The following is a 26,618-nucleotide window of genomic DNA, read 5'->3' on the forward strand; positions in this document are numbered from 1 at the left end:
GCGCCAATGGTACTATGGCTCAAGCCCTGGGAGAGTAGGTCGCTGCCAGGCCTGCAAAGGACATCCCCTCTTCACACTCAAAACAACAACGCCGCGCTGAAACCTCAGCGCGGCGTTGTCGTTTGTCTCGGTGTCGTTTGTCTCGGTGCGGTCGTTCGCGCGGCGACATGCTGTCTGGGTCGAAGCTCGAGCCCCGCCGAGATCTCGAGGCCAGCGTCCGCCGGCGATGACTCGCGGCGCAACCGAGGGCAGGCTAGCGATGCCAGGATGACCATGCTGCATCGGTTCGCCTGCGCGGCCAACGCGATTGAAATGATCGAGAGGCGCGGATGGAAACGACCTCGGCGGCGCAGCCGCATCGCCTGAGCGCAATTGCGAGCTTTCATGCCCACATCTATTTCGATGATGCCACTCGAACCGAAGCCGCACGGCTACGGCAGTGGATGGCCGACCGCTTCCTCGTGACGCTCGGGCGTTGGCATGACGCGCTGGTCGGGCCTCACGAGCGGCCGATGTATCAAGTCGCCTTCGCGGTCGACGTGTTTCCAGTGCTGGTGCCATGGCTGATGCTCAATCATGGTCGCCTCAGCGTGCTCGTGCATCCGAACACGACCGAGCCGTTGGCCGATCACACCGCGCATGCGTTGTGGATCGGATCGCCGCTCGGCATCCGCAGTGAGAATCTTCCTTCGCACGGCGAGGCAGAGCTGGCGCGTGAGCCGAACACCACGCCGACGATCGCCGCCTGAGCTCGCGTGCCCACGGGTGACCGCTCCGTCTCGTCACGCTCGGAGCCTGGGCGGACTTGCCGGACTACAGCGTGCGCGCGAGATCGAACGCGCGGAGAATGACCTCGGCGGCATCGATGTCGAAATTGCTCGGGCCGAGCAGGCGCGGCGCCAGCGGGCGGCGGCCGGGCAGGGCATGTCCGCCACCTTCGACGCGATACAGCGACACGCCGCCGATCACCTGGCAATCGCGCCAGCTGAGTTGCGTGACGGAGGTGTCGCTGGCGAGATCCCGATGCGGCAGCGCGACGGCCTGGCGCGCGCCGCAACCGTCGCGCCGCGCAAAGAACTCCGCCGTCCTGTCAGCGCTCCACACCCGGCCGCGCCCGCCGCGCAGCCCGACCTCGCCGCCGCGATAGGGCACCATCGGATCAGCCGTGCCGTTGATCATCACCACCGGCAGCGGCCGCGCGGCGCAGGGCTCGATGCCTTCAGGCATGTTGGCGATCACCGTGCCGATGCCGGCAAACAGCTCCGGCGCCTTGCAGGCCAGGGTGAAGCTCATCATGCCGCCATTCGAAATGCCGGCGAGATAGATGCGCCGGGAATCGGCTGTGCCGTCGGCGACGAGCTGCCGCACCAGGGCGCGGATGAAACCGATATCATCGGGACCGCCGGAGCGGCCGTCGCGGCCGTCATTCCATTGCCGGTTGATGCCATCGGGAAAGACCGCGGCGAAGCCATGGGCCGCCGCAGCTTCGGCAAAGCCCGTCGTGCGGGCGGTGCCGGCGCCGCTGCCGAGCGCGCCATGGAGCACGATCACGGTCGGCTGCGGCGTCCTGCCCGCGGTCATCACCAGCGCATGGCGCGGACCGTCGCTTGTGTCGATGGTGATGCCGCGCTCCGCGGCGACGGCCGTGGTCGAGACGAGCAGAACGGCCGCCATGGCGGCCATGGACGATCGGAGATGTGACGTCATGAGCATCCTTCTCGGTTGTCGGATGACTCCCGGCGGTGGCGCTTGTCTCCGGGGGCCGCGGTCAGCACGCGCAGCCGCGTGGCCCAGCTCCGCGCCGCCGCAAGGTCGCGGGCGATCGCAATCCATTCGCCAAATGCGATCCGCAACGGATTGAAGCTCGGTTCAACGCCGACGAGGCCATAGCGCAGCGTCTCGCCGGCCGGGGCCTCGGCGAAACTGCCGAACAGCCGGTCGAAAATGATGAGCACGCCGCCATAGTTGCGATCAAGACAGGACGCGTTGGCCGCGTGGTGGACGCGGTGATGCCGCGGCGTGTTCAGCACAGATTCGAGCGGACCGAGATGCGGCGCGAGCTCGGTATGGATGAAGAACTGGTAGAGCAGATTGACGCCGAGCATGGCGATGATGGCGAGCGGATGGAAGCCGAGCAGCGCCAGCGGCAGATAGAACAGGAAATGACCGGAGATCTCGCTCGTCCAGCCGAGACGAATCGCTGCGGTCAGGTTCAGACGCGTGGAAGAGTGATGCACGGCATGCGTGGCCCACAGCCAGCGAACCCGATGCGAGGCGCGATGGTGCCAGTAATAGACGAACTCGCTGGCGAGAAACAATGCGAGCAGGGCCAGCGGCCGGCTCGGATCGAAATCGAAGATCCTGTAGCGATAGGCGATGATGAAGGGAACGGCCGCGACGAGCGCGACCATTGCGCGGATCAGGTGCTGTCCGACCGCGACGGCGAACGAGGCTGCGGTCTCACGCAGGTCGTGAGTCTCGCGACCGGCGAGCCGGCTGAGCCCATATTCCAGCGTCATGAAGCCGATCGCCGTCAGCAGCACGATCATGCGCGTCGACGGGGGCAGGGAAGAGAGGATGGGCATGGCGCGTGTCCGGCGTCATCGGATGGAGACGGCGCGCCGGCCCGCTCCGGAACAGCAGGCGGACCGGCGATGTCAATGCTTCCGGAGGGCCGCGGCCAGCGGCGCCGCGGCGTCTGCTCAGCGCGTGACGGTGCGGCTGTAGCTGTAGGAATTGCCGCGCGGTCCCGTGCCCTGGCCCTGCCGGGTGCAGCTGCCGTCGCTGCAGCTCGCGGAGCCGGAGCGCGACCAGCTGCGGCCGGCGGGACCGGTGCCGCCACCCTGCCAGGCGCAGGCGCCGCCGGAGCAGCTGCCTGAGCCGCCAAATGAGGTGGTGCCGCGCGGTCCGGTGACCGAGCCGCTGCGGGTCCAGGCATTCGCGTCGACCGCTGCTGCCGCCGAAAGCACTGCCACGAGCAGAAATGTCGCGATGGATGTCTTCACGTCAGTCTCCCAATTCGTTCGCGCGGGCGATCGCGTCGCCTGCAAGGGGATACTGCGCGCTCGATGTCGCGGCCTGATGCACCGCCGGTGTCGTTTGGTCGCGGTGATTGGCTGGATTGTAACGGCTTGTCACACGACGGCCGTCCGATGCCACGACATCGCGCGGGGCGGACTTCGGCCCGCCGCCCCTCGACGCTCCGGCGCCCGTTCAGGCCGCTACCGGCCCGCCGTTGCGCTTCACCACCGGGTCTTGGTCGCCGTGTTGACGTTGATCACCGAAGTCGCCGTGTTGGACGTCGTCGTCGCCGTGGTGTTGATCAGGGTCAGAAGCTTGTAGTAGTCGACGACCTTGGCATTGGCGACGTACATCACGTCCTTGCTGCGCATCTGGAAGCCCGAAGCCAGCAGCATGCCGGAGGGATCGCGCAGGTTGATGTGATAGATCGTCGGGATGCGGTCGTAGATGAAGCGGCTGGTATCGACGCCGAGCTTCTGCAGCAGCGGGCGCTCCTCGTAGCGATACAGGAAGACCTCGGCCGGATCAGATTGCTGATCGTTCAGGCCGCCCGCCTTGCCGATCGCCTGCGCCAGCGTGAGGGTCTCGGTATCGAACGAAATCTCGGAATTGAAGCCGAAGACGTTCTGATTGAGGGCACCGAGGGCCGTGAAAGTCGGGGATTCCCGCGTGATGTAGACGACGTCGTTCGGACGGATGAAGATGTTCTCGCGCGGATCCTGCACGACGCGGCTGAGCAGCACGCGCACGCGCTTGCCGTCCCGCTGCAGGGTCACATAGCTTTCGATGGCCTCGTGCTTCGGGCCGCCCGCACGTGCGATCACGGCCAGCAGGCGTTCGCCCACGCTGTTGAGGGCAAGCACGCCCGGCGTATTGACGTCGCCGAGCACGCTGACCACGCTGGAATGCTGCTGGTTCAGGCTGACCACGACCTGCGGCTCGAGGGCGCGCTTCTGCAGCCGGAAGACGATCTCCTGCTCGATCTGCGGCAGCGTCCGGCCGGCGGCGGCGATCTCGCCCGCATAGGGCACGCGGATATTGCCTTGCTGGTCCACCGCCTGCGCCGGCAGATCCACGAAGTTGCCCGGGCGGGCACCGGCGGCCGTGGGGGGCGTGAACAGTCCGCCGGGCGCCGCTTCGAAGATGGAAACGTTCAGCACGTCACCAACGCCCGCGACCTGCACCGGCTTCGGCCGCTTGTCCGGGAATACGCCCTGGAACGTGATCAGATTGGGCTGCGACAGGAAGCCGATCGTCTCGGAGCTGACGTCGACCAGCGCATAGGGAAGCGCCGTGTTCGACCGCACGCTGGCCGTGGCATTGTCGCTCACGGCGTCGCTGGTCGGTCCTGTCCCGGGGAGCAAGGAACAGGCGGGCAGAAGCGCCAAGATCGCCAGGGTGAGGAGCGCGCGCGAGCGGCGGCAAAGGCCATGAAAGCTGCGCGGGTCCACTGTACTGCTGCGCACAGGAGACCCCCCGCCGCCGGTCGGCCCGGGCGGATTGATCAAGGCCTTCAAACGCGTCCCCGAATACAGCAAAAATACATTTCCCCACGCTGCTCCCTCCACCAAGAAGGGAGAACGTCCCACGTGTTTCAACCTACCCGGCGGCCATACTGGACGAAAGCGTACGGCCGTTCGGATTGGTCCGCTTTTGCCCGGCCGTGCCAATTAGGTCACAGTCTGACATCACCATATTACCGCCCCAAGCTGTCGGCGCCGCCGGAGGTCCCACGGTGAAGGGATGATCCATTCGACCTAACAGGGTCCGAACAATTTTAAGCACAAAGCCGTTGCGCAACGGTTAGCCCGAGTCGCTTGCTCGCGCAGGGGGCGACGACATCGCAGCCCGCGCAGCGCGTCGGTGAGCCGAGGCAGCCGGACAGCCGAGGGAGGCGGACCGGCGCCGCCAAGGCGGGCTGTAGCTGGCGAGATTCGAAGGCCGTGCGGGCGTCGGGACTGCAAGCGGGCGGCCGGTTGTCCAAGGCCGCCGATCAAGTCTATGCTGCCGCGCCAGCCCTTGAGGCTCTTTTTGCAACGGAGCACGCAATTGTCGAACGTGATCAGGATCGCCGCAGCCGCTTTCGCGATCGCCTTCACGGGCCTATCCGATCCCGCGTCGGCGCGCGGCCTCTATCCGCTGACGGAGTGCGGGCCGGATCTCAGCAGACTCTGCCGGTTGCACGGGACATTCGAGGCCACTCCGTTTCATTACAATCTTGCGATTCATCCCGGGTGCATTCGGCGTGTCGCCGTCGAGACGCCCCAGGGCGTATTGTACCGGCGCGCGGTGGTGTGCGGGGCGCCGGGGCGGCCTATGGTGTGGTAACCCGACCCCTTCCTCGTCGTCTCCGAAGGAGCTGGACGCTCCGCTCGGCCGAGTCATGGTCAAGCTTGGCGGCGAGGACTGATGAGGGCCGTGCTCGGCCGGTCCGGCCGCGTTCGGCAACGTCGATCGTCGCTCAGACGATTAAATGGGCAAGTTCCACACCGTATTCTTACGTAATCTAGAATTAAATTAATTGTGTAGAGACGATTCTGCACGGTCGGAGACATAAAAGGGTAGACTGAACAAACTAAAGCTTCAATTGTACCGGACGAAAGGTGCTTAAAAAGGTCTTTCTGGCAATGCGGTAGCATTTTACGGCAAACCGTGGCGAGTGCCAGAAGTATTTAATGTCTTGCTGTCAGATGGTAAATTAACTTGTCGCGAGTGGTTAATTTAATGCCGAAAATCGAATCCGTGCATCATCGCGATGACGGTTCGGCATTCGGGGAAGATGCCCTCAAAACTCGCCAACGAGTGGGGTCCGTCCTTGTGTGACGAGCTTGGTGCCGCGTTGATTGAGGATATTGAGATGGATGGCGGCGGTCGCGCTTTGAATGCCGTCCTGAAATCGCTGAATAAAATACGCCTTGCCAAATTACGTTTCGGCCGGCCAAGGTCGGGCCGTTCGCAGCAATCCGTGCTGCGGTCGCAGATCGAGCTTTGTGATGTCCTGCTCGATGAGATCCAATCCATCAGCACCAGCCTCGGCAAACGCGCGAAGAAGTCCGCGGCACCCAGGCGTCGCCCGATGGCCACGCGGCACGGCCGCGGGACGGCGCACGTGATTCCGCCCCGGCCGGCGGTGCCGGGTCGAACCAGGCAGCAGAAATAATCGCATCGGAATTTGATCGCTGCGGCGGCCGGCCGTCATGGCCGCGCCGCTTGCCGGCGCGAGGCGACAGCCGCTCGGCATTGACCCTGATGACGCGTCAGGTCGCCCCGTGCTGCTGTCGGCGGCCGCTCGACGGCCGGACGTCATCTGGACGTCCTTCAGCCGTCGTGTCGGGCAAGGACGGCGCTCCAAGACGGGCCCGAAACCATATCGCGGCGAGCCATGCGATGCGGCCGCTTCACCTGGCGCACAGGCCGCTGATGTCGCCTCCACGGACGATGACTTTGGACAACGGGTTTTCGGGATCGGCCGCCGGGTGTCCGCAGCCGTCCTCAACCTCACGGCCGATCGCAGCGGCAGTTAGTTCCGCTGCCGGTGTGTGCCTGTCTGACGCCGCGCGCCCCGCTGTCGGCGCGACGTGCGCAAGTCTGATCTGCGTGAGCGCACCTGAAGGATCTAATATTTAGGGAAGGCGTTTGATTCGCCGGAACGATGTCGGCTGCTTTGCGGCATATTCACGGTGGCGTGCTCAATTAAACCCGGTGGCGGCATTTTGTGCGCATGCAAAAATATCTCGATCCGGGTCTTCAGGGTGCTCGCTCGAAAAGGTTGTAAGTCCGTCGCGGCAGCTTTGAAAACCATGTCGTGGTGAGAATGTCAGCTATCAAATACGCGCAAGTTCGATCATCGAAACTACGTCACTTTGACGCGGTCTTGCCGTAGTATGCGACGAATCCGTTGCAGATCGTGTTGATTCGGTGGCTTCTTCCGGCGTGCAAACGAATGCTGCCGCAATCTCGAAGGCGGCGCGACATCGTTTCGGAAATGGGGTTGCGGGTTGAGTTTTATTTGAGTTACAACCATATGGCTTGGCCGGGTTGGTATAACTCAAATATTCAGTTTTTCCGACCGCGAGCCACTTGCGGAACGAAATACCGAATTATATGACGTTAATCCGGCAGGATAGAGATCACAGACAAAGGTCGCTGTATGTCCACCAAGAAGATCGATTTCGAGGCGATGTCTTTCGATGACCTCTGGTCTCTCCACGAGCAGATCAGTCAGATCCTCGCCGTGAGGATCACGTCGGAGAAGCGCGAGCTCGAACGTCGTCTGGCGGTTCTCAACCGCAGCCGCGGTGCCATCGAAGGTGCCGGCAGTGAGGGTGGGCAGTCCTACACCACGAGCGGCAAGGCGCGGCGCAAATATCCCCGGGTTCTGCCGAAGTATCGCAACCCGCAGACTTCCGAGACCTGGTCCGGCCGAGGCAAGCAGCCGCGTTGGCTGGTGGCGGCGATCAAGACCGGGCATCGGATCGAGGAGTTTGCGATCAATGGAGCGGCGGGCGGTTCGAAAAGTCGCCGTCAGCGGGCCTAATCGGGGCCGACTGAGTCAAGCCCGTCGATAGCCCGAGCGACGCGCAGCGTCGGTTCTGCACCTGATTCGCTCCCTCAACATCAGCGAACGACATGTGAGCGGTCTGACGCCCCCGCGTCGCGATCCGCAGTCTCGAGCCTGAGATCGGTCCGATCCGCCCGCACGGCTCCGCCGGTAGGCTTGCGATCATCATCCCTTGCGAATATGCGCTAATAGGCATTGTTGCCGCGGATCAGCTCGATCGGCGTCCTCAGCAGGATCGCGACGTCGAGCGACAGGCTCCAATTGTCGATGTACCAGAGATCGAATTCGACGCGCTGTTCGATCGACGCACGCGTGGGCGTCGGGCCGCGGCAGCCATGCACCTGCGCCCAGCCGGTCAGTCCGGGCTTGACGCGGCGACGGAATGCGTAGTTGCGCACGAGCTTGTCGAATTCGTTGTCGTGCGCCAAGGCGTGGGGGCGGGGGCCGACCAGCGACATGCTGCCGTCCAGAACGTTGAGCAGCTGCGGCAGCTCATCAATGCTGGTCCGGCGCAGCCAGGTCCCGAGCCGGGTGAACCGACTGTCGCCGATCTGGGCCTGGACGATGGAGGGCCCGTCCTCGAGCACGGACATCGTGCGAAACTTGTAGATCTGGAACGCCCGGCCGTTGAATCCGCAACGCTGCTGCCGGAACAGCACCGGTCCGGCCGAGTCGAGCTTGATGGCGATCGCCACCAGCAGCAGCAGCGGCGACATCAAGGTCAGCGCGATGCCGGCCAGCATGACATCCATGAGCCGCTTGGTGGCGTGTTCGAGCGGGCTCAGCAGGCCGCGCTGCAGCTCGATGGAGACGGCATTGCCGAGCTCGCGGCACGGCCGCTTGAAGATGTCCGACGCCGCTCCGACCGGCACGAAGCTCACTGGAAACGGCAGGACTCTCAGCTCGGCGCCGAGCGTGCGCAGGTCGGACAAGGGTTCGGGATTGGCGCCGACGACGATCTCTTCGATGTCGGAGCCGCGCACATAGTCGATCACGCTGGACACGATCCGCTGCCGCTGATCCGGATCCGCACCGGGCTCGGGAAGCAGGAAATGCCGCTGGACGCGAAAGCCGGTGTCGGTGAGCACCTGGGTCAGCCCGGCGTTGTCCTTGCTTGCTTCATCGGTGATCAGAACGATGTTTCGGCCCGAGAACCGTCTCTCCGCCAAGCCCTTTGCCAGCAGATATGCGGTGGTGCGGCGATGCAGGATCAGCGCCGCGAGCCCGAACATCGCGAAGACGATGCTCGTGCCGCGCGAGAATTCGCTGCCGATCTTGAGCGCAAACAGGGCGCCGGCCAGCACGAGGAACGCCGTGACCCAGGTCAGGCAGGCCGCGCGGATCTGGCGCGGCAGGATCAGCAGTTCGGCCGGCCGGTACATCCCGCGGATCTTCATCAGCGAGACGAACAGCGCCGACACGAGGATCGCCAGGCCGAGCGATTTGCTGACGTCGTTGGCGCCCGCCGCATCCTGCAGGTGATACAGAAACCCGGACAGGACGCTCGACATGGTGATCGTCGCAATGTCCGCCACGATCGCGAACGGCTCCACCGAGTCGTAGTGGACGGGCCATTTGCGCCCCTGGAACTGCCGTTCCACCAGGACGGCCGGCATGCCGTTTCGATCGAGAGTCTCGGGCTGATCCACGTAATGCATGGGATGTCGGTGTTCGAAACTCGGTTAAATAGCGATTAGCGATTTATTATATGTTTTGGCATTTAATTTAAACAATGAAAAATTGCCATCGGAATTTATTCGCGCCGTCGGATTATCCCCCGCTACCTGCGCTGCAGGCAGCATGACACCTGACGGTGGTGCGGAGGGGCGGTCAGATACCGCCCGTGCTCGTTTCGGAAGCGGCTCCGGGGAATTAATGGATGTAAGATTAATATCCGTGGGAGCGGATATTTCGACGTTTGTCACCAAGAATGGCATTTAAAAAGAGATATAATTGGACTATTAATCTGGTGCCGGATGCCCGTGATGCGGGTGGCGTCCGTAGCCGACCGGATGCGGAGGGATTTTCCCTGTGCGGACGGGAGGGCGACACGAGGGCACGACGAGCTGTCGTCGAGGCCCGCCGGCGAGGTTGAAGATAGTGATGCTCATTTCAGAGATTGAGAACCCGAAGGACGTCGCGCCATGAAGGTCGTATTGTTCTGTGGAGGACTCGGGACGCGGATCCGGGAATATTCCGAGAGCATTCCGAAGCCGATGATTCCGATCGGCCACCAGCCGATCCTCTGGCACGTCATGCAGTATTACAGCCAGTACGGGCACCGGGATTTCGTTCTGTGCCTGGGCTACAAGGCCAATGTGGTGAAGGACTATTTCCTGAACTACAATCAGGCGGCGACCACCGACTGCACGATCTCGCAGTTCGGCAAGAAGGTCGAGCTATTGGGCGACCGCCCGCCGGACTGGCGGGTGTCGCTGGTCGACACCGGCATCTGGCGCAACATCGGCCAGCGACTGCGGGCCGTCCGGCACCTGGTCGAGGGCGAGGAGATCTTTCTCGCCAACTACAGCGACGGCCTGACGGACGCGCCGCTGCCGGAGATGATCGATCGCTTCAAGCGCAGCGGCAAGATCGGCTGCTTCATCGCCATCCATCCGCCGATCAGCTTTCACCTCGCCGAATTCGACGCCGACGGCACCGTGGGCCGCATGGCCGCGAGCAACGATTCCGATATCTGGATCAACGGCGGCTACTTCATCTTCCGCAAGGAGATATTCGACTACATCGAGGAAGGGGACGAGCTCGTCGTGCAGCCGTTCAAGCGGCTGATCGACCGCGGCGAGTTGATGGCCTACCGCTACGAAGGGTTCTGGCGGGCCATGGACACGCTCCGCGACCGCCAGGTGCTCGAGGAGATGATCGAGCGCGGCGACACGCCCTGGCATCTCGGCTCCAGTCTTCCGGCGGTGGTGAACGGATGAGGGCGTTGCAGCTCGCCGGTCGCGGCGGCCGGCTGTCGGTCCTGTGTCTCGGCGCGCATTCCGACGACATCGAGATCGGGGCCGGAGGCACGCTGCTGTCGTGGCTCGACCAGGGCATCCGCCTGGATGTTCATTGGTGCGTGCTCAGCGGCAATGGCGAGCGCGGCGTCGAGGCGCGGGCGTCGGCCGATGATTTCCTCGCCGAGGTCGCCAGCCGCAATCTCGAGATCATGCAGTTCCGCGACGGCTTCTTCCCCGAGCAGGGCGAGGAGATCAAGGCCTGGTTCGAGCAGCTCAAGGGCCGGATCAATCCGGACGTCATTCTCGCGCACCGCCGCGACGACGCCCATCAGGACCATCGGCAGGTCAACCGCCTGGTCTGGAACACATTCCGCGATCATCTCGTCCTGGAATACGAGATTCCGAAATGGGACGGCGATCTCGGACGGCCCAACGTCTACATGCCCCTCTCCGAGCGGATCATGAAGCGGAAGGTCGCGCTGCTGATGACGCATTTCGGCAGCCAGCGCTCCAAGCAATGGTTCGATCCGGAAACGTTCATGGGCCTGGCGCGGTTGCGGGGCATGGAATGCCGCGCCGCCGAGCGCTACGCCGAGGCCTTCGTCGCGCGCAAGCTGTCACTGGGGTGAACGGCGGCTGAAGCCGCCTCGCCGCGAGGCCCTCGCACACGGTCTATCCATGCCCTATGGGCGAGGCGATGAGCGGCGCCCGGCCGCTTTGCCCGGCGGCGGCCTGCCGTCAGCCGGCCGCCCGCCGCGGAAGTTCGACGATCTCCTCTGCCGGCGGACGCTCGATCGCGGTGGCCGGCACCTTCTCCAGCCAGACCTCGCGCCACCATGCATAGATGCCGCGCGGGCAGAACAACCGGTTCTCGCTGTAGCGCGACTGGCAATAGACGCCGTCGAGGATGACGGCCGGTGTCTTCATCCGCCGGATGTAGCCGGTGCGCTCGTCGATGAACTTTTCGACCCGCGTCCGTACCCGGAACACCTTTCCGCAATAGGGCACCATCTCGGCGTCGAAGCCCATGCCGCGGTTGTTGGTCTGCTTGTCGATGGTGGCCAGGATCTCCTGGTGCGGGCGCACGCGGACGAGATCGCCGGGCTGCAGCCCGAGATCGGCGATCGGCGCGTCCTTGTCGGTCAGGAGGACGCCGCGCTTGCGCGGGAACGGTACGCCGCCCCACAGCGACTGGATGCGGTCGTAGATCCAGCGCGCGGGCCGGCCGAGCCGCGGACGGCGGGCCATGGTGGCGCCGACATAGGCGAAGTAGAGGAGGCCCTTGAACATCTTCGCGAGCGAGACATTGCCGGACGCGATGTCCTCGGCGTACTGCCGGGCGTCCCACCATTTGAGCGGCTGGGTGTAGGTCGGGAGCTCGGTCGCCTGGCAGGCATAGCGGGGGCCTTTTCCCGGCTGCTGGTCCGGCGACTTGGTCGCATCCCACACCTCGCGCACCGTGCATCCGCCGGGCGGTTGAAGCGCAGCGGCGCGGTCCGGGATGGCCGCGGCGGGCTTGGCCGGATCGACCGGGGTCAGCCACGCCTCTTTCCAGAAGATCAGGCAGGCCGCCTGGCAGCCGCCATAGGCCTCGCCGTCGCAGCGATGCTCGAGATGCACGGCGTTGGGGAGGCGCCGTCCGAGCCACTCGCCGGTGTTGTATCCGGTGACCGTGTCGCAGGTCTTGTGGGCGCGCTTGTAGACCTGGAAGCGCTGGCCGCACCATTTGAACATCTGCGGCATGAACGGCAACCCTTCGAGGCGCCCGTTGGCATCGAGCGTCGCCAGGATCTCTTCCTTGCTGCGCACTTCGACCCAGTCGCCGGCGGATAGTGTCATGCTCTGTCTTTCAATGCTTCAATCAATGCGTCGTCAGGCCGGGGCGTTCCCGCACGCGGGACGTCCTCATTTCCATGGATCGAATTAAAGCTGCCGAGATTTGCGGTCAACATTTGTTCCTATTGTGGCATTATTTAATTTGGTGGAATAAATTAAATGGGAGAGGTTGCCTGATGCCGCATCGATCGGCGCCGTCCGGATGGGGCGCGGTAACAGGCGGATCGAGATGGCGGAGAAGGGATTTTTACCGAGTTTTGCGTATCCCGCCGGAGAAGGCGGGCGGCACCGCCGCTGCCGACGGATTCACTGGACGCCGGCTGGAATATTAAATTATAATCGATTGCAGGTGATTTAAATTTTGTTTTGGTCGGTATCGTAGAGGGTGAGATTTTGAAGGTCCTGATCACCGGAAACATGGGCTATGTGGGTCCGGTCGTCGCGCGGCATCTGCGGGCGCAGCGCCCGGATGCGACGCTGCACGGCTTCGACAATGCCTATTTCGCGCACTGCCTGACCGGAGCGCCTGTCGTTCCCGAGCGATATCTCGACGAGCAGATCCATGGCGACGTCCGCGACATGTCGCTCGACCTCCGCGGCTATGATGCCGTGGTCCAGCTGGCGGCGATCTCCAACGATCCGATGGGCAATCGCTTCCAGGACGTGACGCTCGACATCAACCAGAACACCACCGTGTCGCTCGCCAGGAAGGCTGCGGCGGCCGGCGTGAAGAACTTCGTGTTCGCGTCGAGCTGCAGCGTCTACGGCATCGCCGACGGACCGCCGCGCAAGGAGGGCGATCCGCTCAATCCCATCACGGCCTACGCCAAGTCGAAGATCGGATCGGAGCAGGAGCTCGCCGCGATCGACACCGGCATGACCATCACCTGTCTGCGCTTTGCGACCGCCTGCGGCATGTCGGATCGGCTGCGGCTCGACCTCGTCCTCAACGATTTCGTGGCCTGCGCGCTCACCCGCCGCCAGATCAGCGTGCTCTCCGACGGCACGCCGTGGCGCCCCCTGATCGACGTGGCCGACATGGCGCGGGCGATCGACTGGGCGATCGACCGGCCGGCGGCGACGGGCGGCCGCTTCCTCACCATCAATGCCGGCTCGGACGACCGCAACTACCAGGTCAAGGATCTCGCCAACGCGGTGGCCGCGCGCGTGCCGGGGACCAGCGTGTCGATCAACACCTCCGCGCCGGTGGACAGCCGCTCCTACAAGGTCGATTTCGGCCTGTACCGCTCGCTGGCCCCCGATCATCAGCCGCAGGTCACCCTGGACCAGTCGATCCAGAACCTTGTCGATGGTCTCAAGAGGATGCAGTTCAAGGATGCCGAGTTTCGCTCGTCCGATCTGATCCGTCTCAAGGTCCTGCAGGACCACATGGAGACGGCCCGGATCAACGACAGGCTGCAATGGACGTGATCGCGCCGGCCGCGCCGGGCAGATGCTCGCCTCAGCCGGCAAGGACAGTGACGGAGACACCATGGAACTGACCCTTCCCACCGCCGTCGGCGTCGCGCCCAAGTGCCGGCACTGCGGCGACGACCTGACCCTCAAGCTGATCGATCTCGGCGCCTCGCCGGTCGCGAACGACTACATCGATCCGGCCAACTACATGCGGGCGGAGCCGTTCTATCCGCTGGAGACCTTCGTCTGCCGCGAGTGCCGTCTGGCGCAGACGCGCGACCTCCTGGCCGCGTCCGAGATCTTCCGCGCCGACTATGCCTATTTCTCCTCGCACTCGACCTCATGGCTCGAGCACGCGCGCCGCTATGTCGAAGCCATGGCCGATCGCTTCAAGCTCGGCCCGGCCTCGCGGCATGTCGAGATCGCGTCGAATGACGGCTATCTGCTGCAATACTCGCTCCAGAAGGGCATCAACTGTCTCGGCGTCGAACCCTGCGAAAGCGTTGCGCTGGCCGCGCGCGCCAAGGGCATCGAGACCCGGGTCGAATTCTTCGGCCGCGACTATGCGACCCGTCTCCGGGAGGAGGGCTGGTCGGCCGATCTCCTCACGGCCAACAACGTGCTCGCGCACGTTCCCGACATCAACGACTTCGTCGGCGGCGTCAAAATCCTGCTGGCGCCGGAGGGCGTCGCGACCTTCGAGGTCCAGCACCTGCTGACCTTGATGCAGCGGCATCAGTTCGACACCATCTATCACGAGCATTTCTCGTATCTGTCGCTGATCGCGGGCCTGCGCATCTTCGCCCAAGCGGGCCTGCGGGTGTTCGACGTCGAGCTTCCGGAGACGCATGGCGGCTCGATCAGGTTCTTCGTCTGCCACGCGGAGGCCGCTCATGCGGAGAGCCCGAACGTTGCCGATGTCCTGGCGCGGGAGCGGGCCTATGGGCTGCATGACGATGCCATCTACATGGCCTGGAACGAGCAGGTCAAAGAGACCAAGCGTGCGCTGCTCGAATTGCTGACGGCGCTCAAGCGCGATAACAAGAAGATCGTCGGCTACGGTGCCCCGGCGAAGGGCGTGACGCTGCTGAATTATTGCGGCATCCGCACCGATTTTCTCGACTTCACGGTCGATCGCGCCCCGTCCAAGCAGGGCCGCTACATGCCGGGCGTGCGCATTCCGATCCTGCCGCCGGAAGCGATCTTCGAAGCCAGGCCGGATTACGTCCTGATCCTGCCGTGGAACATCAAGAGCGAGATCAAGGCACAGATGGCGGCGATCCGCGACTGGGGCGGCCGCTTCATCGTGCCGGTCCCCAAGGCGACGATCGAGGAGTAGAGCAGGGCATTGCCGCACCATATGCGCGAAGAGTGTTGAGCCATGAGGTTTGTCCCGCTTGGACGGTCGGATGCGCGGCTGATCGAGCTGACCGTTCGCTCCGACGAGCGCGGCAGCTTCACGCGGACCTGGTGCGCGAAGACCTTTGCCGAGCAGGGCATCGCGTTCGTCCCGATGCAGGGCAACAGCTCGGTGACGCGTCTCCGCGGCAGCGTCCGCGGCATGCATTTCCAGCGTGCGCCGAAGCCTGACGCCAAGATCGTCCGCTGCAGCGCCGGGCTGATCCATGACGTCATCGTCGACATCAGGCCGAACTCGCCGACGCGCGGCGAGGTCTATGCCTGCGAGCTCGGCCCCTCGACGGCGCGGATGCTCTACGTTCCCGCCGGTTTTGCCCATGGATTCCAGACGCTGACCGACGACGTCACGGTCGAGTATCTGATGGGCGAAGACTATGTCGAGCAGCTCTCGGACGGCTTCCGGCACGACGATCCGATGATCGGCATCCGATGGCCGCAGCCGGTGACGGTGTTGTCAGCCAAGGATGCCGCCTGGCCCTCGCTTGCCGAACGGGGTCTTTGGTGAAGCAGCATGACGACAGCGCGGTATCCTGGGGGAGGGATCTGGCGGCCACGGAGCGGCCCGATCGTCTCGAACGTTCTGACGATTTGTCGAGGAGGATCACGGAATGACGAACATTTTCGTTGATGCCACGATGCCCGATGACGAGCGGCGCCAGAAACTGTATCAGGGCGCGCTGTTCCTGCATTCGCCGACGCCCTCGCTCAATGCGCTGGTCGCGTTCGCCAGGGAGCTGATCGAGGAGGCGTTTCATCCCTATGATCCCCGAACGGCGCAATTCGAGCTCCCGGTCGAGCGCTACGTCGAGATCCTCGCCAGGCTGAAGCCGTTCTTCATCCATCACGCCCGGTCGAAGGAGCTGGTGCAGGGCACGCTCCGCGAGTTCGGCTGCGATCCCGAGTTGACCTATTTCGACGTGCCGCGGCTGCGGTCGGCAACCAGCAACGACTATCTCACCACCGGGATCGCGTTCGCATTCCACCCTCATCGCGACACCTGGTACTCGGCGCCGCCGTGCCAGCTCAATTGGTGGCTGCCGGTGTATGACATCGCGCCGGACAACGGCCTTGCATTTCATCCGCGCTATTTCGATGAAGCGATCAAGAACGGCTCCAGGACCTATAACTACTACGAGTGGAACAGGACCTCGCGTGCGTCGGCGGCGCAGCACATCAAGACGGATACACGGGTGCAGCCGAAGCCGGAGCAGGAGATTGCACTGGATCCGCAGATCCGGGTGATCGCGCCGAGTGGCGGCGTCACGATCTTCTCCGGAGCGCATCTGCATTCGTCCGTCCCGAACACCTCGGGCGTGACGCGCTTCAGCATCGATTTCCGTACCGTGCATTTTGCCGATGTCAGCAGCCGGCGCGGCGCCGTCAACATCGACTCGGAATCGACCGGCACGAACCTGCGCGACTTCCTGCGGGTGGCCGATCTCGCGCGGCTGCCCGAGGAGATCGTCACGCCATACGATCAGGTGGAAGCTCCGGCGGAGCATCTGGTCTACCAGCCGACGATCGTGCCGCTGCCGGCCGGCGATCTCGCGGCCGATGCCGCGCAGGCGTCGGCCTGACCGATGAAGTAGGGCTGACGCGTCATGCTGGACATCCTCAAATCCCCGGCTGGTCCGAGAACGCCGGCGATCGATCTCCACGATCTGGTCGCCGAACTGTTTCCGATCAACCGCAGCCTCACCGGGGCGGGTGTCCGTCAGACGCTCGGCATCGTCGCGCGGAATGTCGGGCTTGCGATTCACGAGGTGCCGTCCGGCACGCCGGTCCTGGACTGGCACGTGCCGGCAGAGTGGAACATTCGTCGCGCGACGATCTCGACCCTGTCGGGCCGCGTTCTCGTCGACTTCGCCGACAACAATCTGCACGTGATGGGCTACAGCAAGTCGGTCCAGGCGGTGCTCAGCCGCGCCGAGCTTGCCAAGCACGTCCATACCTTGCCGGATCAGCCTGATCTCATTCCCTACCGGACCGGCTACTATGCCGACGATTGGGGCTTCTGCCTGCAAGATCGTCTGTGGCGGGGGATGACGGACGACAGCTACCGCGTCGAGATCGACAGCGAGCTCTCGCAGGGGGCGTTGACCTACGGCGAATTCTTCGTCCCCGGGCAGACGGACAAGGAAGTCCTGATCACCTGCCATATCTGTCACCCGAGTCTCGCCAACGACAATCTCTCAGGGATTGCCGTCATGACGGCGCTGGCGATGCGGCAGGCGCAGCAGCCGCGCCGACTCGGATACCGATTTCTGTTCCTGCCGGCGACCATCGGCGCGCTCGCGTGGCTCGACCGCAACGAGCGGAATCTCGGACGTGTTGAACACGGCCTCGTCCTCACCTGTCTCGGCGATTCCAGTGGATTTCACTACAAGCAGAGCCGGAGCGGGGCGAGCATCGATCGCGCCGTCGCGCATGTCCTGAAGCACTCAGGCCATCCTCATGAGATTCTGCCATTCAGCCCCTATGGATATGACGAGCGGCAGTTCTGCTCGCCGGGATTCGATCTGCCGGTCGGGTGCCTGATGCGCGGCGTGCACGGCACGTTTCCCGAATATCACACCTCGGCGGACAATCTGGATTTCGTCAAGCCGGACTGTCTCGAGCAGTCCTACGCGGTCATCGAGGAGGTGCTGGATCTGCTCGATCGCGACCGCATCTATGAGCGCGTCGATGGGCGAGGGGAGCCGCAACTGGGACGGCGCGGCCTGTATCGCGCGATTGCCGGCCAGCGCGAGGCGGGCGGGGCGACGCAGATGGACCTGCTATGGGTCCTCAACCTCGCGGATGGCAGGCACAGCCTGCTCGACATGGCAATCCGGGCCGACGTTCCGTTCGCGCGCATCGAGGCCGCTGCGCGGATCGCGCTGGACGCCGATCTCATCAGAACACCGGTTTCATCATCGTGACGTCGCCGCCTTCGTACAGCACCGTGCAAGTGGTCCAACAACACCAGAGTGAGGCGTCATGAGTTCGCAGCCGGGCAAGCCCCGTATCGCCGTCTTCTCACTCCGAAACATCTTCGGCAAAGCCCTCAACCGCGGTCCCCATGTCGAGTTCGAGGACATCATCTGCGAGGTCGATTCCGCCGAGCTGTTCGCGCCCGAACTCGACCCGTCGAGCCGACGGGCGAGCTTCGCGACCCGGCTGGGCTACCACGCGCCCGTGCTGCTGAATCCCGGGCTCACGCGGATCAAGCCGCAGCAGCAATACGACGTTCTGTTCGCGATCTGCGGGTTCCCGCAGGACCTGATCATGTTCGACGCGATCGAGGATCTGAGAGGTGCGTGCGGGACCTCGGTGTGTCTGCTGGACGAGCTCTGGATCAAAGAGATCGCCAAGCACCGGCATTTCCTGAAGATCCTCGCCAAGTTCGATGTCGTGATGCCGTTCCAGATCGGCACGGTGAAGCCGCTCGGCGAGGAGATCGGCAAGGCTTGCGTGCATCTTCCGCTCGCCATCGACGCGATCCGCTTTTGTCCCTATCCCGATCCGCCCGAGAGGGTCATCGACGTCTTCAGCATGGGGCGTCGCTCCCGTGTCACCCACCAGTCGCTGCTCGCGATGGCGCAGCAGAGCGGCCTGTTCTATCTCCACGACACGATCGGCGGCAGCCAGGCCATCGACCTCCGGGAGCACCGGACGCAGATGGCAAACCTCGCCAAGAGAAGCAGGTATTTTCTGGTCAATCCCGGCAAGTTCGACGAGCCGCAGGAGACCGGGCGGCAAGTCGAGTTCGGCTACCGGTATTTCGAGGGCGCGGCGGCGGGCGCCATCATGCTCGGCGAGCGTCCCGACAATGACCTGTTTCCGCGGCTGTTCGATTGGCCCGAGGTGATGATCGACGTGCCGCACACATCGCCCGACATCGACCGGGTCATCAGGGAGCTGGACGGCGATCCGGTCCGCCAGGACCGGATGCGGCGAACCGGCATGGCCCAGACCTTGATGCGGCACGACTGGGTGTATCGGTGGGAGACGATCCTGGAGGCCACGGGTCTGCAGCCGATGCCGGGCCTCGCTGCCCGCAAGGATCGGCTGAAGAGGCTGGCGGAGATGGCGGCTGGCTCGGGGATGGCTCGCGAGCAGGAATTAAATCGCAAGCCGGTATTGTTGGCGCAGTGACGTTTCAATCCTTTTCTCCGCCACAAAGTGGCGTCATCGCTCCAGCGGCCTCCGCGAGCTATTTTATACCGGCTGCATTTTCGACGATCGGATTTTCATTGCCCTGGACGGATCTGTTTGGCCGTGACTGGGAATCGAAAGGTTGGTTACGATGATTGAAAGCGATTGAACGGAGATGTCGGAAGCCGTCGCCGCTTACTTCGAGGAACATCGGGAATCGAGCGATCTCGGACGCCGTGCGTTGCGCGGCGGCCTGATTTCCATCGTCATCCAATACGGCAATGCCGTGCTCCAGATCGGAGCGGCCATCGTCCTGGCCCGGCTGCTCGCGCCGGAGGATTTCGGGCTCGTCGCCATCGTCACCGTGCTGACGAGCTTCGCGCCGCTGCTGATCGACTTCGGCCTGCTCGATGCCACCGCTCAGCGCAGCAGGATCACGCCGGCCCAGGTCAGCGGCCTGTTCTGGGTCAGCACCGGCATCGGCGTTGCGGTGGCGATCGTCGTCGCGGCATCCAGCCCGCTGATTGCCTGGGTCTACGGTGATCCGCGACTGGAGCCGATCGCGCTTTGCGTCGCGATCACCTTCGTGCTGTCCGGGCTGACCAACCAGCATATGGCGCTGCTCCGGCGCACGCTGCAGTTCGGTCGCATCGGCCGGATCCAGTTGTTCGGCACGCTGGCAGGGACGGTTGCCGCCGTCGCCATGGCGTTCGAGGGCTACGGCTATTGGGCGCTGGTCATTCGTCCCGTCGTGACATCGATTTGCGTCGTGGTCGCCGCATGGTCGGCCTGTCGCTGGAGGCCCGGCGTCCCCGTTTTCGATGCTGAGGTGAGGTCGATGGTCCGGTTCGGGCTGCACGTGGTCGGCTTCACCGTGGCCTATACCTTGTCGCGGGCGGTGGACCGGATCGCGCTCGGGCTGCTCTACCGGCCCGATCAGGTCGGCTACTACCAGAATGCGATGAACCTGTACGACAACTCGATCTATGCGGCGCTCAATCAGACGCATGCGGTGGGAAGCTCGGCGCTGAGCAAGCTGCAGGCGAATCCGGCTGCGCTTCGGCAGAAGTACGAGGTGGCACTCTCGATGCTGGCGTTCTTCCTGATGCCGGCGGCGGCGATCCTCTCCGTCACCGCGGAGGACCTCACCGTCGTGCTGTTGGGGCAGAAGTGGCAGGCTGCGGGAGGGCTGCTCAGCATCATTGCGCTGCGCGGCATTTCGCACGTCGTCGAGGGCTCGCAGGGCTGGCTGCATCTGTCGCTCGGGAGGGCGGACCGCTGGCAGACCTGGGGCATCATCTCTCTCTTTGCGCAGGTCGTTGCGGTGCTGGCCGGGCTGCCCTTTGGGCCGGTCGGCGTCGCCTGGGGCGTCGTGGCCGGATACTCGCTGATCGCGTTGCCGTCGGTGATGTATGCCGGACGTCCGATCGGGATCGGTGCGGAACTGGTGATCCGGGCCGTCGGTCCGCAGACCGTCGGCGCCGTTGCGACTGCGGCTGCGGGCTGGTGGATGCAAGCGACGCTTCTCGGAGCCTATCCCGCGCTCGTGCGCATGGTTCTGTCCGGCTGCTTCTGCGGCTGTCTCTATCTCGCGATCGTGGTCGGAATGTTCCGGGTCCGCGAGCCGCTCAGGATCGCAGGTACGATCATCCATGATTTCGCCGGCAGGCGCTGAGATGGAACGAAGGGGCCTCGGACAGCACCGCACGTCGCGATTAACTATCGCAATCGTTAAATGCCACATATAAAATATCCCGTGATTTAAATGCTTTAAATGGTCATGGCCCGCGACAACCACCAAGGCTTGGATGTGATGGAGGTCGAGCCTGCGCCGCCGGCGCAGCGCGATACCGAATGGTCGGTGGCCGGTTTCGCCGACCGACGGCGGCTCAGCATCCTCTGCGTCTCGCATATGCCGGCGAGCCCGCCGCGGTTCGGGGCACAGGCGCGCATGCACGGGCTGATGACCCAGCTCGCGCGCCGCCACGACCTCACGGCGGTGATGCTGGTCGATGACGCCTTCGACATCGACGAGTGCCGGCTGGCCATGCAGTCCTATTGCCGCGACGTGGTGCTGGTGCCGAACCCCTATGGCCGTGACGGTCTCGCGAAGCGGCTGCTGCAGCTGCGCTCGCTGGTCTCGGTGCGGAGCTTCGACCGGTTGCGCGTGGCCCTGCCGGAATTGCAGCGGGTGCTGGATCGGGTGCTGCGGTCCACGCGGTTCGACATCGTCAATCTCGAATTTCCCTATCTCGGTCACTGCCTGTTCCGTCAGGCGCCGGCAGGCGCAACGCCGCCGCGGCTGATCGTGGACTCGCATGAGATCGCCTACGATCTGGCGCGGCAGTTCGCGGCCACGGGGGCGAGCCTGGGCCGCCGGCTCTATGCCGGCGCGAACTGGCGCAAGCTGCGCCGCGAGGAGATCGCAGCCTATCGCCAAGCTGACGGCGTCTATCTCTGCAGCACGGACGATGAGAAGCGTCTGCATGACGACATTCCGAACGCCCGCACGGCGGTCATCCCCAATGCCGCCGATGTCGACTTCTATCAGCCGCGCGGTACCGATCCCGCGCCCGACGGCCGTACGCTGGTCTATTTCGGCCTGCTGTCGACGGTGCCCAACATCGATGCGGTCACGCATTTCGTGCAGGACATCTGGCCCCGCATCGCCGCGCGGCACCCGGATGCGCGCTGCAAGATCATCGGCGGCCGGCCGCCGCAGGCGTTGACGGCACTGGCCGGGCCGCGGATCGAGCTGACCGGTTTCGTGCCGGACCTGCGGCCGCACCTCGCCGCCGCGGCGGCGGTGATCGTCCCGCTCCGTCTCGGTGGCGGCACGCGGCTCAAGATCGTCGAGGCCATGGCGATGGGCAAGGCGATCGTCTCGACCAGCCTGGGTGCCGAGGGCATCGAGGCCATGCCCGGGCGTGACATCCTCATCGCAGACGAGCCGGATGCCTTTGCAGATGCGGTCAGCGGGCTGCTCGCCGAGCCCGATCTCGCGGCGCGGATCGGCGGCTCGGCGCGGCAGGTCGCGGTCGAGAAGTATGCCTGGAGCGCGGCGGCGCAGGCGCTGGAAGACTTTTATTGCGAGATCCTGGAGGCAAGTTCGTGATGAAGGCCGTGCTCATCGGGGCAGGGCAGATCGCCCGCCAGCATCTTGCCTGCCTCAACACCTTGCCGGGCGTTCAGCTGGCCGGCATCTGCGACCTGTCGCCAGCGACCGCGGAGGCCGCGGCCGAGCGCTACGCGATTCCGTCCTGGTTCACCGATCATCGCGCGATGCTGCAGACGGTGCGGCCCGATGTGGTGCATGTGACGACGCCGCCGACCTCGCATTTCCGGCTCGTGATGGACGCGCTGGAGGCCGGAGCGCATGTGATCGTCGAGAAGCCCGCGACCTCGACCTTCGACGAGCTGCAGACCCTGACGTTGCGCGCCAAGCAGACCGGCCGCCACGTCGTCGAGGACTACAACTACGTCTTCAACCGGGCGCCGCAGGACATCCTGCGCCGGATCGAGACCGGCGAGTTCGGCGCAGTGACCCATGTCGACGTGCTGATCTGCCTCGACATCCTCGGCCCCGACGGCTTTGCCGATCCGAACTCGCCGCATCCGGCGCTCAAATTGGCGGGTGGCGCGATCGCCGACTTCCTGCCGCATCTCGCCTCGCTGTCACATGCGTTCGTCGGCCCGCACCGCAAGGCGGAGACGGTCTGGAGCAAGCGCAAGCCGTCGCCGCTGCCGTACGACGAGTTTCGCTGTGTGGTCGAAGCCGAGCGCGGCACGGCGACGCTCGGCTTCAGCGCCAGCGCTCAGCCCGACGCGTTCTGGCTGCGGGTCTATGGCGAGCGGATGCAGGCGACCGCCAATCTGTTCGAAACGCGGTTGACCTTCGATGGCCCGCGCAACGTGCCGAAGCCGCTGCGCCCGTTCTTCAGCGGATTGGAGGAGGGCCGCGACATCCGCCGCGCGGCGCTCTCGACCCTGCTGCGCAAGTTCAAGGGCCCGGGCGCCTATGAGGGGCTGTGGGAGTGTCTGGCGCGCACCTATCAGGCGCTCGGCGCGGGAACTGCCCTGCCGATCACGATCGAGGACGTCCTCGCGGTCAATCGGATGGTCGAGGCAATGAAGCCGACCGAGCAGGCGGACATGAGGGAGCTGGCGATATGAGAGCCCTGGTCACGGGCGCCAACGGTTTTCTCGGCCGGCATGTCGTCGATTCGCTGCTCGCCCGCGGTATCGAGGTTCGTGCCATGGTCCGCCCGGCGACGCGCGTCGATGCGCTCGGCTGGCCGTCGTCGGTCGACGTCGTCAGGGCCGACCTGCGCACCTCGCGCGACCTTGTCGGCGCGTTCGAGAATGTGGACGTGCTGATCCATCTGGCGGCCGTGGTCTCCGGCGGCGAGGACGCGCAATTCGCCGGCACCGTGGGCGGAACCGAGCGGCTGCTCGAGGCGATGGCGGGCAGTGCCTGCCGCCGGCTCGTGCTGTGCAGCAGCTTCTCGGTCTACGACTACACGGCGACGCGCGATGTCCTCGACGAACGCGCGCCGCTGCAGCAGACACCTGACGTCTACACCCGTGGCGGATACACCGTCGCCAAATGGTGGCAGGAGCGGGTGACGCGCCGCTACGTCGAGACGCATGGCTGGGACCTCACCGTGCTGCGTCCTGGTTTCATCTGGGGTCGCGGCCACGGCTATCTCGCCGCGCTCGGCCAGCAGATCGGACGCCACCACGTCGTGATCGGGCCGCTGACCCGCATCCCGATGACCCATGTCGAGAACTGCGCCGACGTCTTCGCGCTGGCGGCCAGGGATTCGCGGGCGATCGGCCAGACGCTGAACGTCGTGGATGGTCCCGGCGAGCGGGTCTGGTCCTATCTGTCGGACTACATGCGCGGCACCGGCGCGCGCGGCTTGCGGTTGCCCATCCCTCATTGGCTGGCCAGCAGCGTCGTGCGGCTGGCGTTTGCGACCGTGTTCAGGCGGGCCACGAAAGTGCCGGCGATCCTGACGCCCAAGAAATTCGATGCGATGCTCAAGCCGCTGCGCTTCGACAATCGCAAGCTGAGGGAGACGCTCGGCTGGACGCCGCCGCTCGACTACGAACAATGCCTGGCGCGAACCTACGGTCCGCTGCCGGCGTCGGCACCAGCGCCGGCGTCCTGGTCGTCCGGAACGGCTGCTTCCATTTGAGGGCCGACAATGGTCCAGCGATGCCCGTGCCCTGTTAGTCCGCGATCTCGCGGGCGAGGCCATTCCGTGCCGTCCGTCATTTTGACGTCGCGCGTCTCAAACGGATTGTTCTGATGTGTGGCATCGCTGGGATCATCGGACGGGTGGACGACGACAACCGCGCCGCGCTGCAGCGGATGAACGACGCCATGCTCCATCGCGGTCCGGATGCCGGCGGAATTTGGACCTCGCCCGCGGACGAGCGTGGCTGGGGCGCGCTGCTGGCGCACCGCCGGCTCGCGATCCTCGATTTGTCGCCGGCCGGTGTGCAGCCCATGATCGACCCGGTCAGCGGGCACGTCATCGTCTTCAACGGCGAGATCTACAATTTCGCCGACCTGAGGCAGCGTCTGGTCGCCGACGGCCAGCATTTCAGCTCCACGGGCGATACCGCGGTGATGCTGCGCGCGCTCGGCCTGCATGGGCCGGAGGCGGTGGCGTGGCTGCGCGGCATGTTCGCGTTCGCCTGCTGGGATCCGAAGCAGCGCCGGCTGCTGCTGGCGCGCGATCCGCTCGGCATCAAGCCGCTGTACGTCGCCCGCGCCTCGAACCCGGACGCGGGGTGGTCGGTCGCCTTCGCATCCGAGCTGCGTGCTCTCCTGGCGTCGGGCCTTCTGGGCAGCGCCCAGCTCGATCCGCAGGCCGTCGCCAGCGGCGTCTGGAACGGTTTCGTGGTCGGCCCCGGTACCGCGGTGAAGGGCGTCGAGCTGCTGCCTCCCGGCCATCTCACCGCATTCGACGGCGTCGGCAACACCGTCCGCGATGAGGATTTCTGGTCGATCCCGGAGCGGGCTCCGGATCCGACGATGGATGAGGACCAGCTTGCCGAGATCCTCGAGGAGGGGCTGAGGCTGCACCTCGCCAGCGACGTGCCGCTGGCGGTGTTTCTCTCGGGCGGCATCGATTCCTCGGTCATGGCCAATCTGGCGCAGCGTGCGGCCAGGAGCCCGATCCACACCTTCACGCTAGCGTTCGAGGAGCAGGAGCTGAACGAGGGGCCGATCGCGCGACAGATCGCCGCCGCCATCGGCACCGAGCATCATGAGGTGGTGCTGACGGAGCAGCACTTCGTCGACAACCTCGATGCCGCGCTCGACAGCCTCGACCAGCCGACCTTCGACGGCTTGAACTCCTACTTCATGTCGCACGCCATCCGCGGCGCAGGCTTCACGGTGGCGCTGTCGGGGACCGGCGGCGACGAGCTGTTCGGCGGCTACACGTCATTTCGCGACCTGCCCATCCTGCAGCGATGGTCGGAGCGCACCGCCTGGGTGCCGGCCGGCGTCAAAGCCGCTGCGGCGAAACTGGCCGCGCAGATGCTGTCGCCGTCGCGCGGGACGGTGGCGCCGCAGACGCGCTGGGCCAAGCTGCCGGAGATGGTCCGGTGCGGCGACGATCTCCTGGCGCTGTACCAAATGGCCTATGCGCTGTTCCTCCCCGGCTTTCAGCGCGAGCTGCTCGCGCCTGATCTCGTCGACACGCTGAACGATGGGCTGCCCGCCGCGATGAGAGCGAAGATCACCGCGGAGACCCGTGCGCGCACCCCGCTGTCGGCGATCAGCGTCATGGAGCAGCGCCTGTTTCTCGGCGAGCGCCTGTTGCGCGACAATGACGTGGCGAGCATGGCGGCCTCGCTGGAGCAGCGGGTGCCGCTGGTCGATCAGGTGCTGTTCGAAAGCGTCGACCGGCTGCCCGATGCGACGCGCTACGCGCCGCTGCGAAGCAAGGCGATGCTCAGGCGGATCGGCCTGCGTGGCCTCGATCCGTCGTTGTTCGACCGGCCGAAGAGCGGCTTCGTGTTGCCGCTCGATCGCTGGATACGGCGCGGCCTGCAGGATGCGATGGACCGGACCCTGCGCGACCCGCAGGCGATTGCGCCGGTGGGGCTTGAGCCTGCGGCCGTGGAGCGCCTCTGGCGCGCCTTCCTCGATGGCGCGCCGGGGATCTATTGGTCGCGCGTCTGGTCGATCTACGTGTTCGTGCGTTGGTGCCACCGTCATCGCGTCTTCCGCTGAGGCGCGATCG

At 65.0% G+C, this 26,618-nt stretch carries 22 protein-coding genes; 16 read left to right on the plus strand and 6 right to left on the minus strand.

Annotated features, from left to right (window positions below; translation table 11 throughout):
- The first annotated feature begins 329 nt into the window (after positions 1-329).
- Positions 330-749, plus strand: coding sequence for a DOPA 4,5-dioxygenase family protein (locus ACQR2C_RS10930; protein WP_315802897.1), 420 nt, complete (start codon positions 330-332; stop codon positions 747-749).
- Between the two features lie 64 nt (positions 750-813).
- Here the strand turns inward: ACQR2C_RS10930 and ACQR2C_RS10935 are convergent, their stop codons facing one another.
- The 4 genes from ACQR2C_RS10935 to ACQR2C_RS10950 all read right to left on the minus strand — a co-directional run bounded on the left by ACQR2C_RS10935 (position 814) and on the right by ACQR2C_RS10950 (position 4,352).
- Positions 814-1,707 (minus strand): alpha/beta hydrolase family esterase, encoded by an 894-nt coding sequence (locus tag ACQR2C_RS10935; RefSeq protein WP_315802898.1) that lies wholly within the window; start codon positions 1,705-1,707, stop codon positions 814-816.
- A complete protein-coding gene (locus ACQR2C_RS10940) occupies positions 1,704-2,585 on the minus strand; it encodes a sterol desaturase family protein (RefSeq protein WP_315802899.1) in 882 nt (293 codons plus the stop codon). The genes ACQR2C_RS10935 and ACQR2C_RS10940 overlap by 4 nt, the downstream gene beginning before the upstream one ends.
- Before the next feature lie 117 nt (positions 2,586-2,702).
- Complete coding sequence (locus ACQR2C_RS10945; protein WP_315717381.1) at positions 2,703-3,005, minus strand: hypothetical protein; 303 nt, start codon at positions 3,003-3,005, stop codon at positions 2,703-2,705.
- Between the two features lie 237 nt (positions 3,006-3,242).
- Positions 3,243-4,352, minus strand: a complete 1,110-nt coding sequence (locus ACQR2C_RS10950; protein ID WP_315802900.1) for a polysaccharide biosynthesis/export family protein — start codon at positions 4,350-4,352, stop codon at positions 3,243-3,245.
- A gap of 1,424 nt (positions 4,353-5,776) precedes the next feature.
- Between ACQR2C_RS10950 and ACQR2C_RS10955 the strand changes: the two genes are divergently transcribed.
- Both ACQR2C_RS10955 and ACQR2C_RS10960 read left to right on the plus strand, forming a co-directional pair.
- Positions 5,777-6,181: a hypothetical protein gene (locus tag ACQR2C_RS10955; RefSeq protein ID WP_315802901.1), complete on the plus strand. Its 405-nt coding sequence runs from the start codon at positions 5,777-5,779 to the stop codon at positions 6,179-6,181.
- 990 nt (positions 6,182-7,171) lie between these two features.
- Positions 7,172-7,558, plus strand: a complete 387-nt coding sequence (locus ACQR2C_RS10960; protein ID WP_315802902.1) for an H-NS histone family protein — start codon at positions 7,172-7,174, stop codon at positions 7,556-7,558.
- Positions 7,559-7,767: 209 nt separating this feature from the next.
- Here ACQR2C_RS10960 and ACQR2C_RS10965 read toward each other — a convergent pair whose 3' ends face one another.
- Complete coding sequence (locus ACQR2C_RS10965; protein ID WP_315802903.1) at positions 7,768-9,240, minus strand: undecaprenyl-phosphate glucose phosphotransferase; 1,473 nt, start codon at positions 9,238-9,240, stop codon at positions 7,768-7,770.
- Between the two features lie 486 nt (positions 9,241-9,726).
- On the opposite strand from ACQR2C_RS10965, the gene ACQR2C_RS10970 reads away from it, so the two are divergent.
- The gene (locus ACQR2C_RS10970; protein WP_315802904.1) at positions 9,727-10,524 is read left to right on the plus strand and encodes a glucose-1-phosphate cytidylyltransferase; all 798 of its coding nucleotides are present in this window, start codon (positions 9,727-9,729) and stop codon (positions 10,522-10,524) included.
- Positions 10,521-11,174, plus strand: a complete 654-nt coding sequence (locus ACQR2C_RS10975; protein WP_434881106.1) for a PIG-L deacetylase family protein — start codon at positions 10,521-10,523, stop codon at positions 11,172-11,174. The genes ACQR2C_RS10970 and ACQR2C_RS10975 overlap by 4 nt, the downstream gene beginning before the upstream one ends.
- 109 nt (positions 11,175-11,283) lie before the next feature.
- Here the strand turns inward: ACQR2C_RS10975 and ACQR2C_RS10980 are convergent, their stop codons facing one another.
- On the minus strand, positions 11,284-12,384 hold the full coding sequence (locus ACQR2C_RS10980; protein ID WP_434881107.1) for a hypothetical protein: 1,101 nt from the start codon (positions 12,382-12,384) through the stop codon (positions 11,284-11,286).
- A 390-nt stretch (positions 12,385-12,774) separates the two neighbouring features.
- On the opposite strand from ACQR2C_RS10980, the gene ACQR2C_RS10985 reads away from it, so the two are divergent.
- The 11 genes from ACQR2C_RS10985 (at position 12,775) to asnB (ending at position 26,608) form a co-directional block, all read left to right on the plus strand.
- Positions 12,775-13,812 carry an NAD-dependent epimerase/dehydratase family protein gene (locus ACQR2C_RS10985; protein WP_315802907.1) on the plus strand — a complete coding sequence of 346 codons (1,038 nt, stop codon included), beginning with the start codon at positions 12,775-12,777 and terminating at the stop codon, positions 13,810-13,812.
- 61 nt (positions 13,813-13,873) lie between these two features.
- Positions 13,874-15,136, plus strand: coding sequence for a class I SAM-dependent methyltransferase (locus tag ACQR2C_RS10990; protein ID WP_315802908.1), 1,263 nt, complete (start codon positions 13,874-13,876; stop codon positions 15,134-15,136).
- A 42-nt stretch (positions 15,137-15,178) separates the two neighbouring features.
- Positions 15,179-15,721: a dTDP-4-dehydrorhamnose 3,5-epimerase family protein gene (locus tag ACQR2C_RS10995; RefSeq protein ID WP_316180494.1), complete on the plus strand. Its 543-nt coding sequence runs from the start codon at positions 15,179-15,181 to the stop codon at positions 15,719-15,721.
- A gap of 103 nt (positions 15,722-15,824) precedes the next feature.
- Positions 15,825-16,793 carry a phytanoyl-CoA dioxygenase family protein gene (locus ACQR2C_RS11000; RefSeq protein WP_316180496.1) on the plus strand — a complete coding sequence of 323 codons (969 nt, stop codon included), beginning with the start codon at positions 15,825-15,827 and terminating at the stop codon, positions 16,791-16,793.
- 24 nt (positions 16,794-16,817) lie between these two features.
- Complete coding sequence (locus tag ACQR2C_RS11005) at positions 16,818-18,137, plus strand: DUF4910 domain-containing protein (RefSeq protein ID WP_434881108.1); 1,320 nt, start codon at positions 16,818-16,820, stop codon at positions 18,135-18,137.
- Between the two features lie 58 nt (positions 18,138-18,195).
- Positions 18,196-19,353 carry a glycosyltransferase gene (locus tag ACQR2C_RS11010; RefSeq protein ID WP_315802912.1) on the plus strand — a complete coding sequence of 386 codons (1,158 nt, stop codon included), beginning with the start codon at positions 18,196-18,198 and terminating at the stop codon, positions 19,351-19,353.
- Between the two features lie 175 nt (positions 19,354-19,528).
- On the plus strand, positions 19,529-21,028 hold the full coding sequence (locus ACQR2C_RS11015; RefSeq protein ID WP_316216140.1) for a lipopolysaccharide biosynthesis protein: 1,500 nt from the start codon (positions 19,529-19,531) through the stop codon (positions 21,026-21,028).
- A 138-nt stretch (positions 21,029-21,166) separates the two neighbouring features.
- Positions 21,167-22,468 carry a glycosyltransferase family 4 protein gene (locus ACQR2C_RS11020; RefSeq protein WP_434881109.1) on the plus strand — a complete coding sequence of 434 codons (1,302 nt, stop codon included), beginning with the start codon at positions 21,167-21,169 and terminating at the stop codon, positions 22,466-22,468.
- Positions 22,468-23,526, plus strand: a complete 1,059-nt coding sequence (locus ACQR2C_RS11025; RefSeq protein WP_434881110.1) for a Gfo/Idh/MocA family protein — start codon at positions 22,468-22,470, stop codon at positions 23,524-23,526. The genes ACQR2C_RS11020 and ACQR2C_RS11025 overlap by 1 nt, the downstream gene beginning before the upstream one ends.
- Positions 23,523-24,554: an NAD-dependent epimerase/dehydratase family protein gene (locus tag ACQR2C_RS11030; protein ID WP_434881111.1), complete on the plus strand. Its 1,032-nt coding sequence runs from the start codon at positions 23,523-23,525 to the stop codon at positions 24,552-24,554. Before ACQR2C_RS11025 ends, ACQR2C_RS11030 begins: the two co-directional genes overlap by 4 nt.
- A 113-nt stretch (positions 24,555-24,667) precedes the next feature.
- Entirely contained in the window at positions 24,668-26,608 is a 1,941-nt protein-coding gene (gene asnB, locus ACQR2C_RS11035; protein ID WP_434881112.1) for an asparagine synthase (glutamine-hydrolyzing), read from the plus strand.
- The last annotated feature ends 10 nt before the right edge of the window (positions 26,609-26,618 follow it).

Source organism: Bradyrhizobium sp. HKCCYLRH3061 (assembly GCF_051168015.1).
Lineage (GTDB): Bacteria > Pseudomonadota > Alphaproteobacteria > Rhizobiales > Xanthobacteraceae > Bradyrhizobium.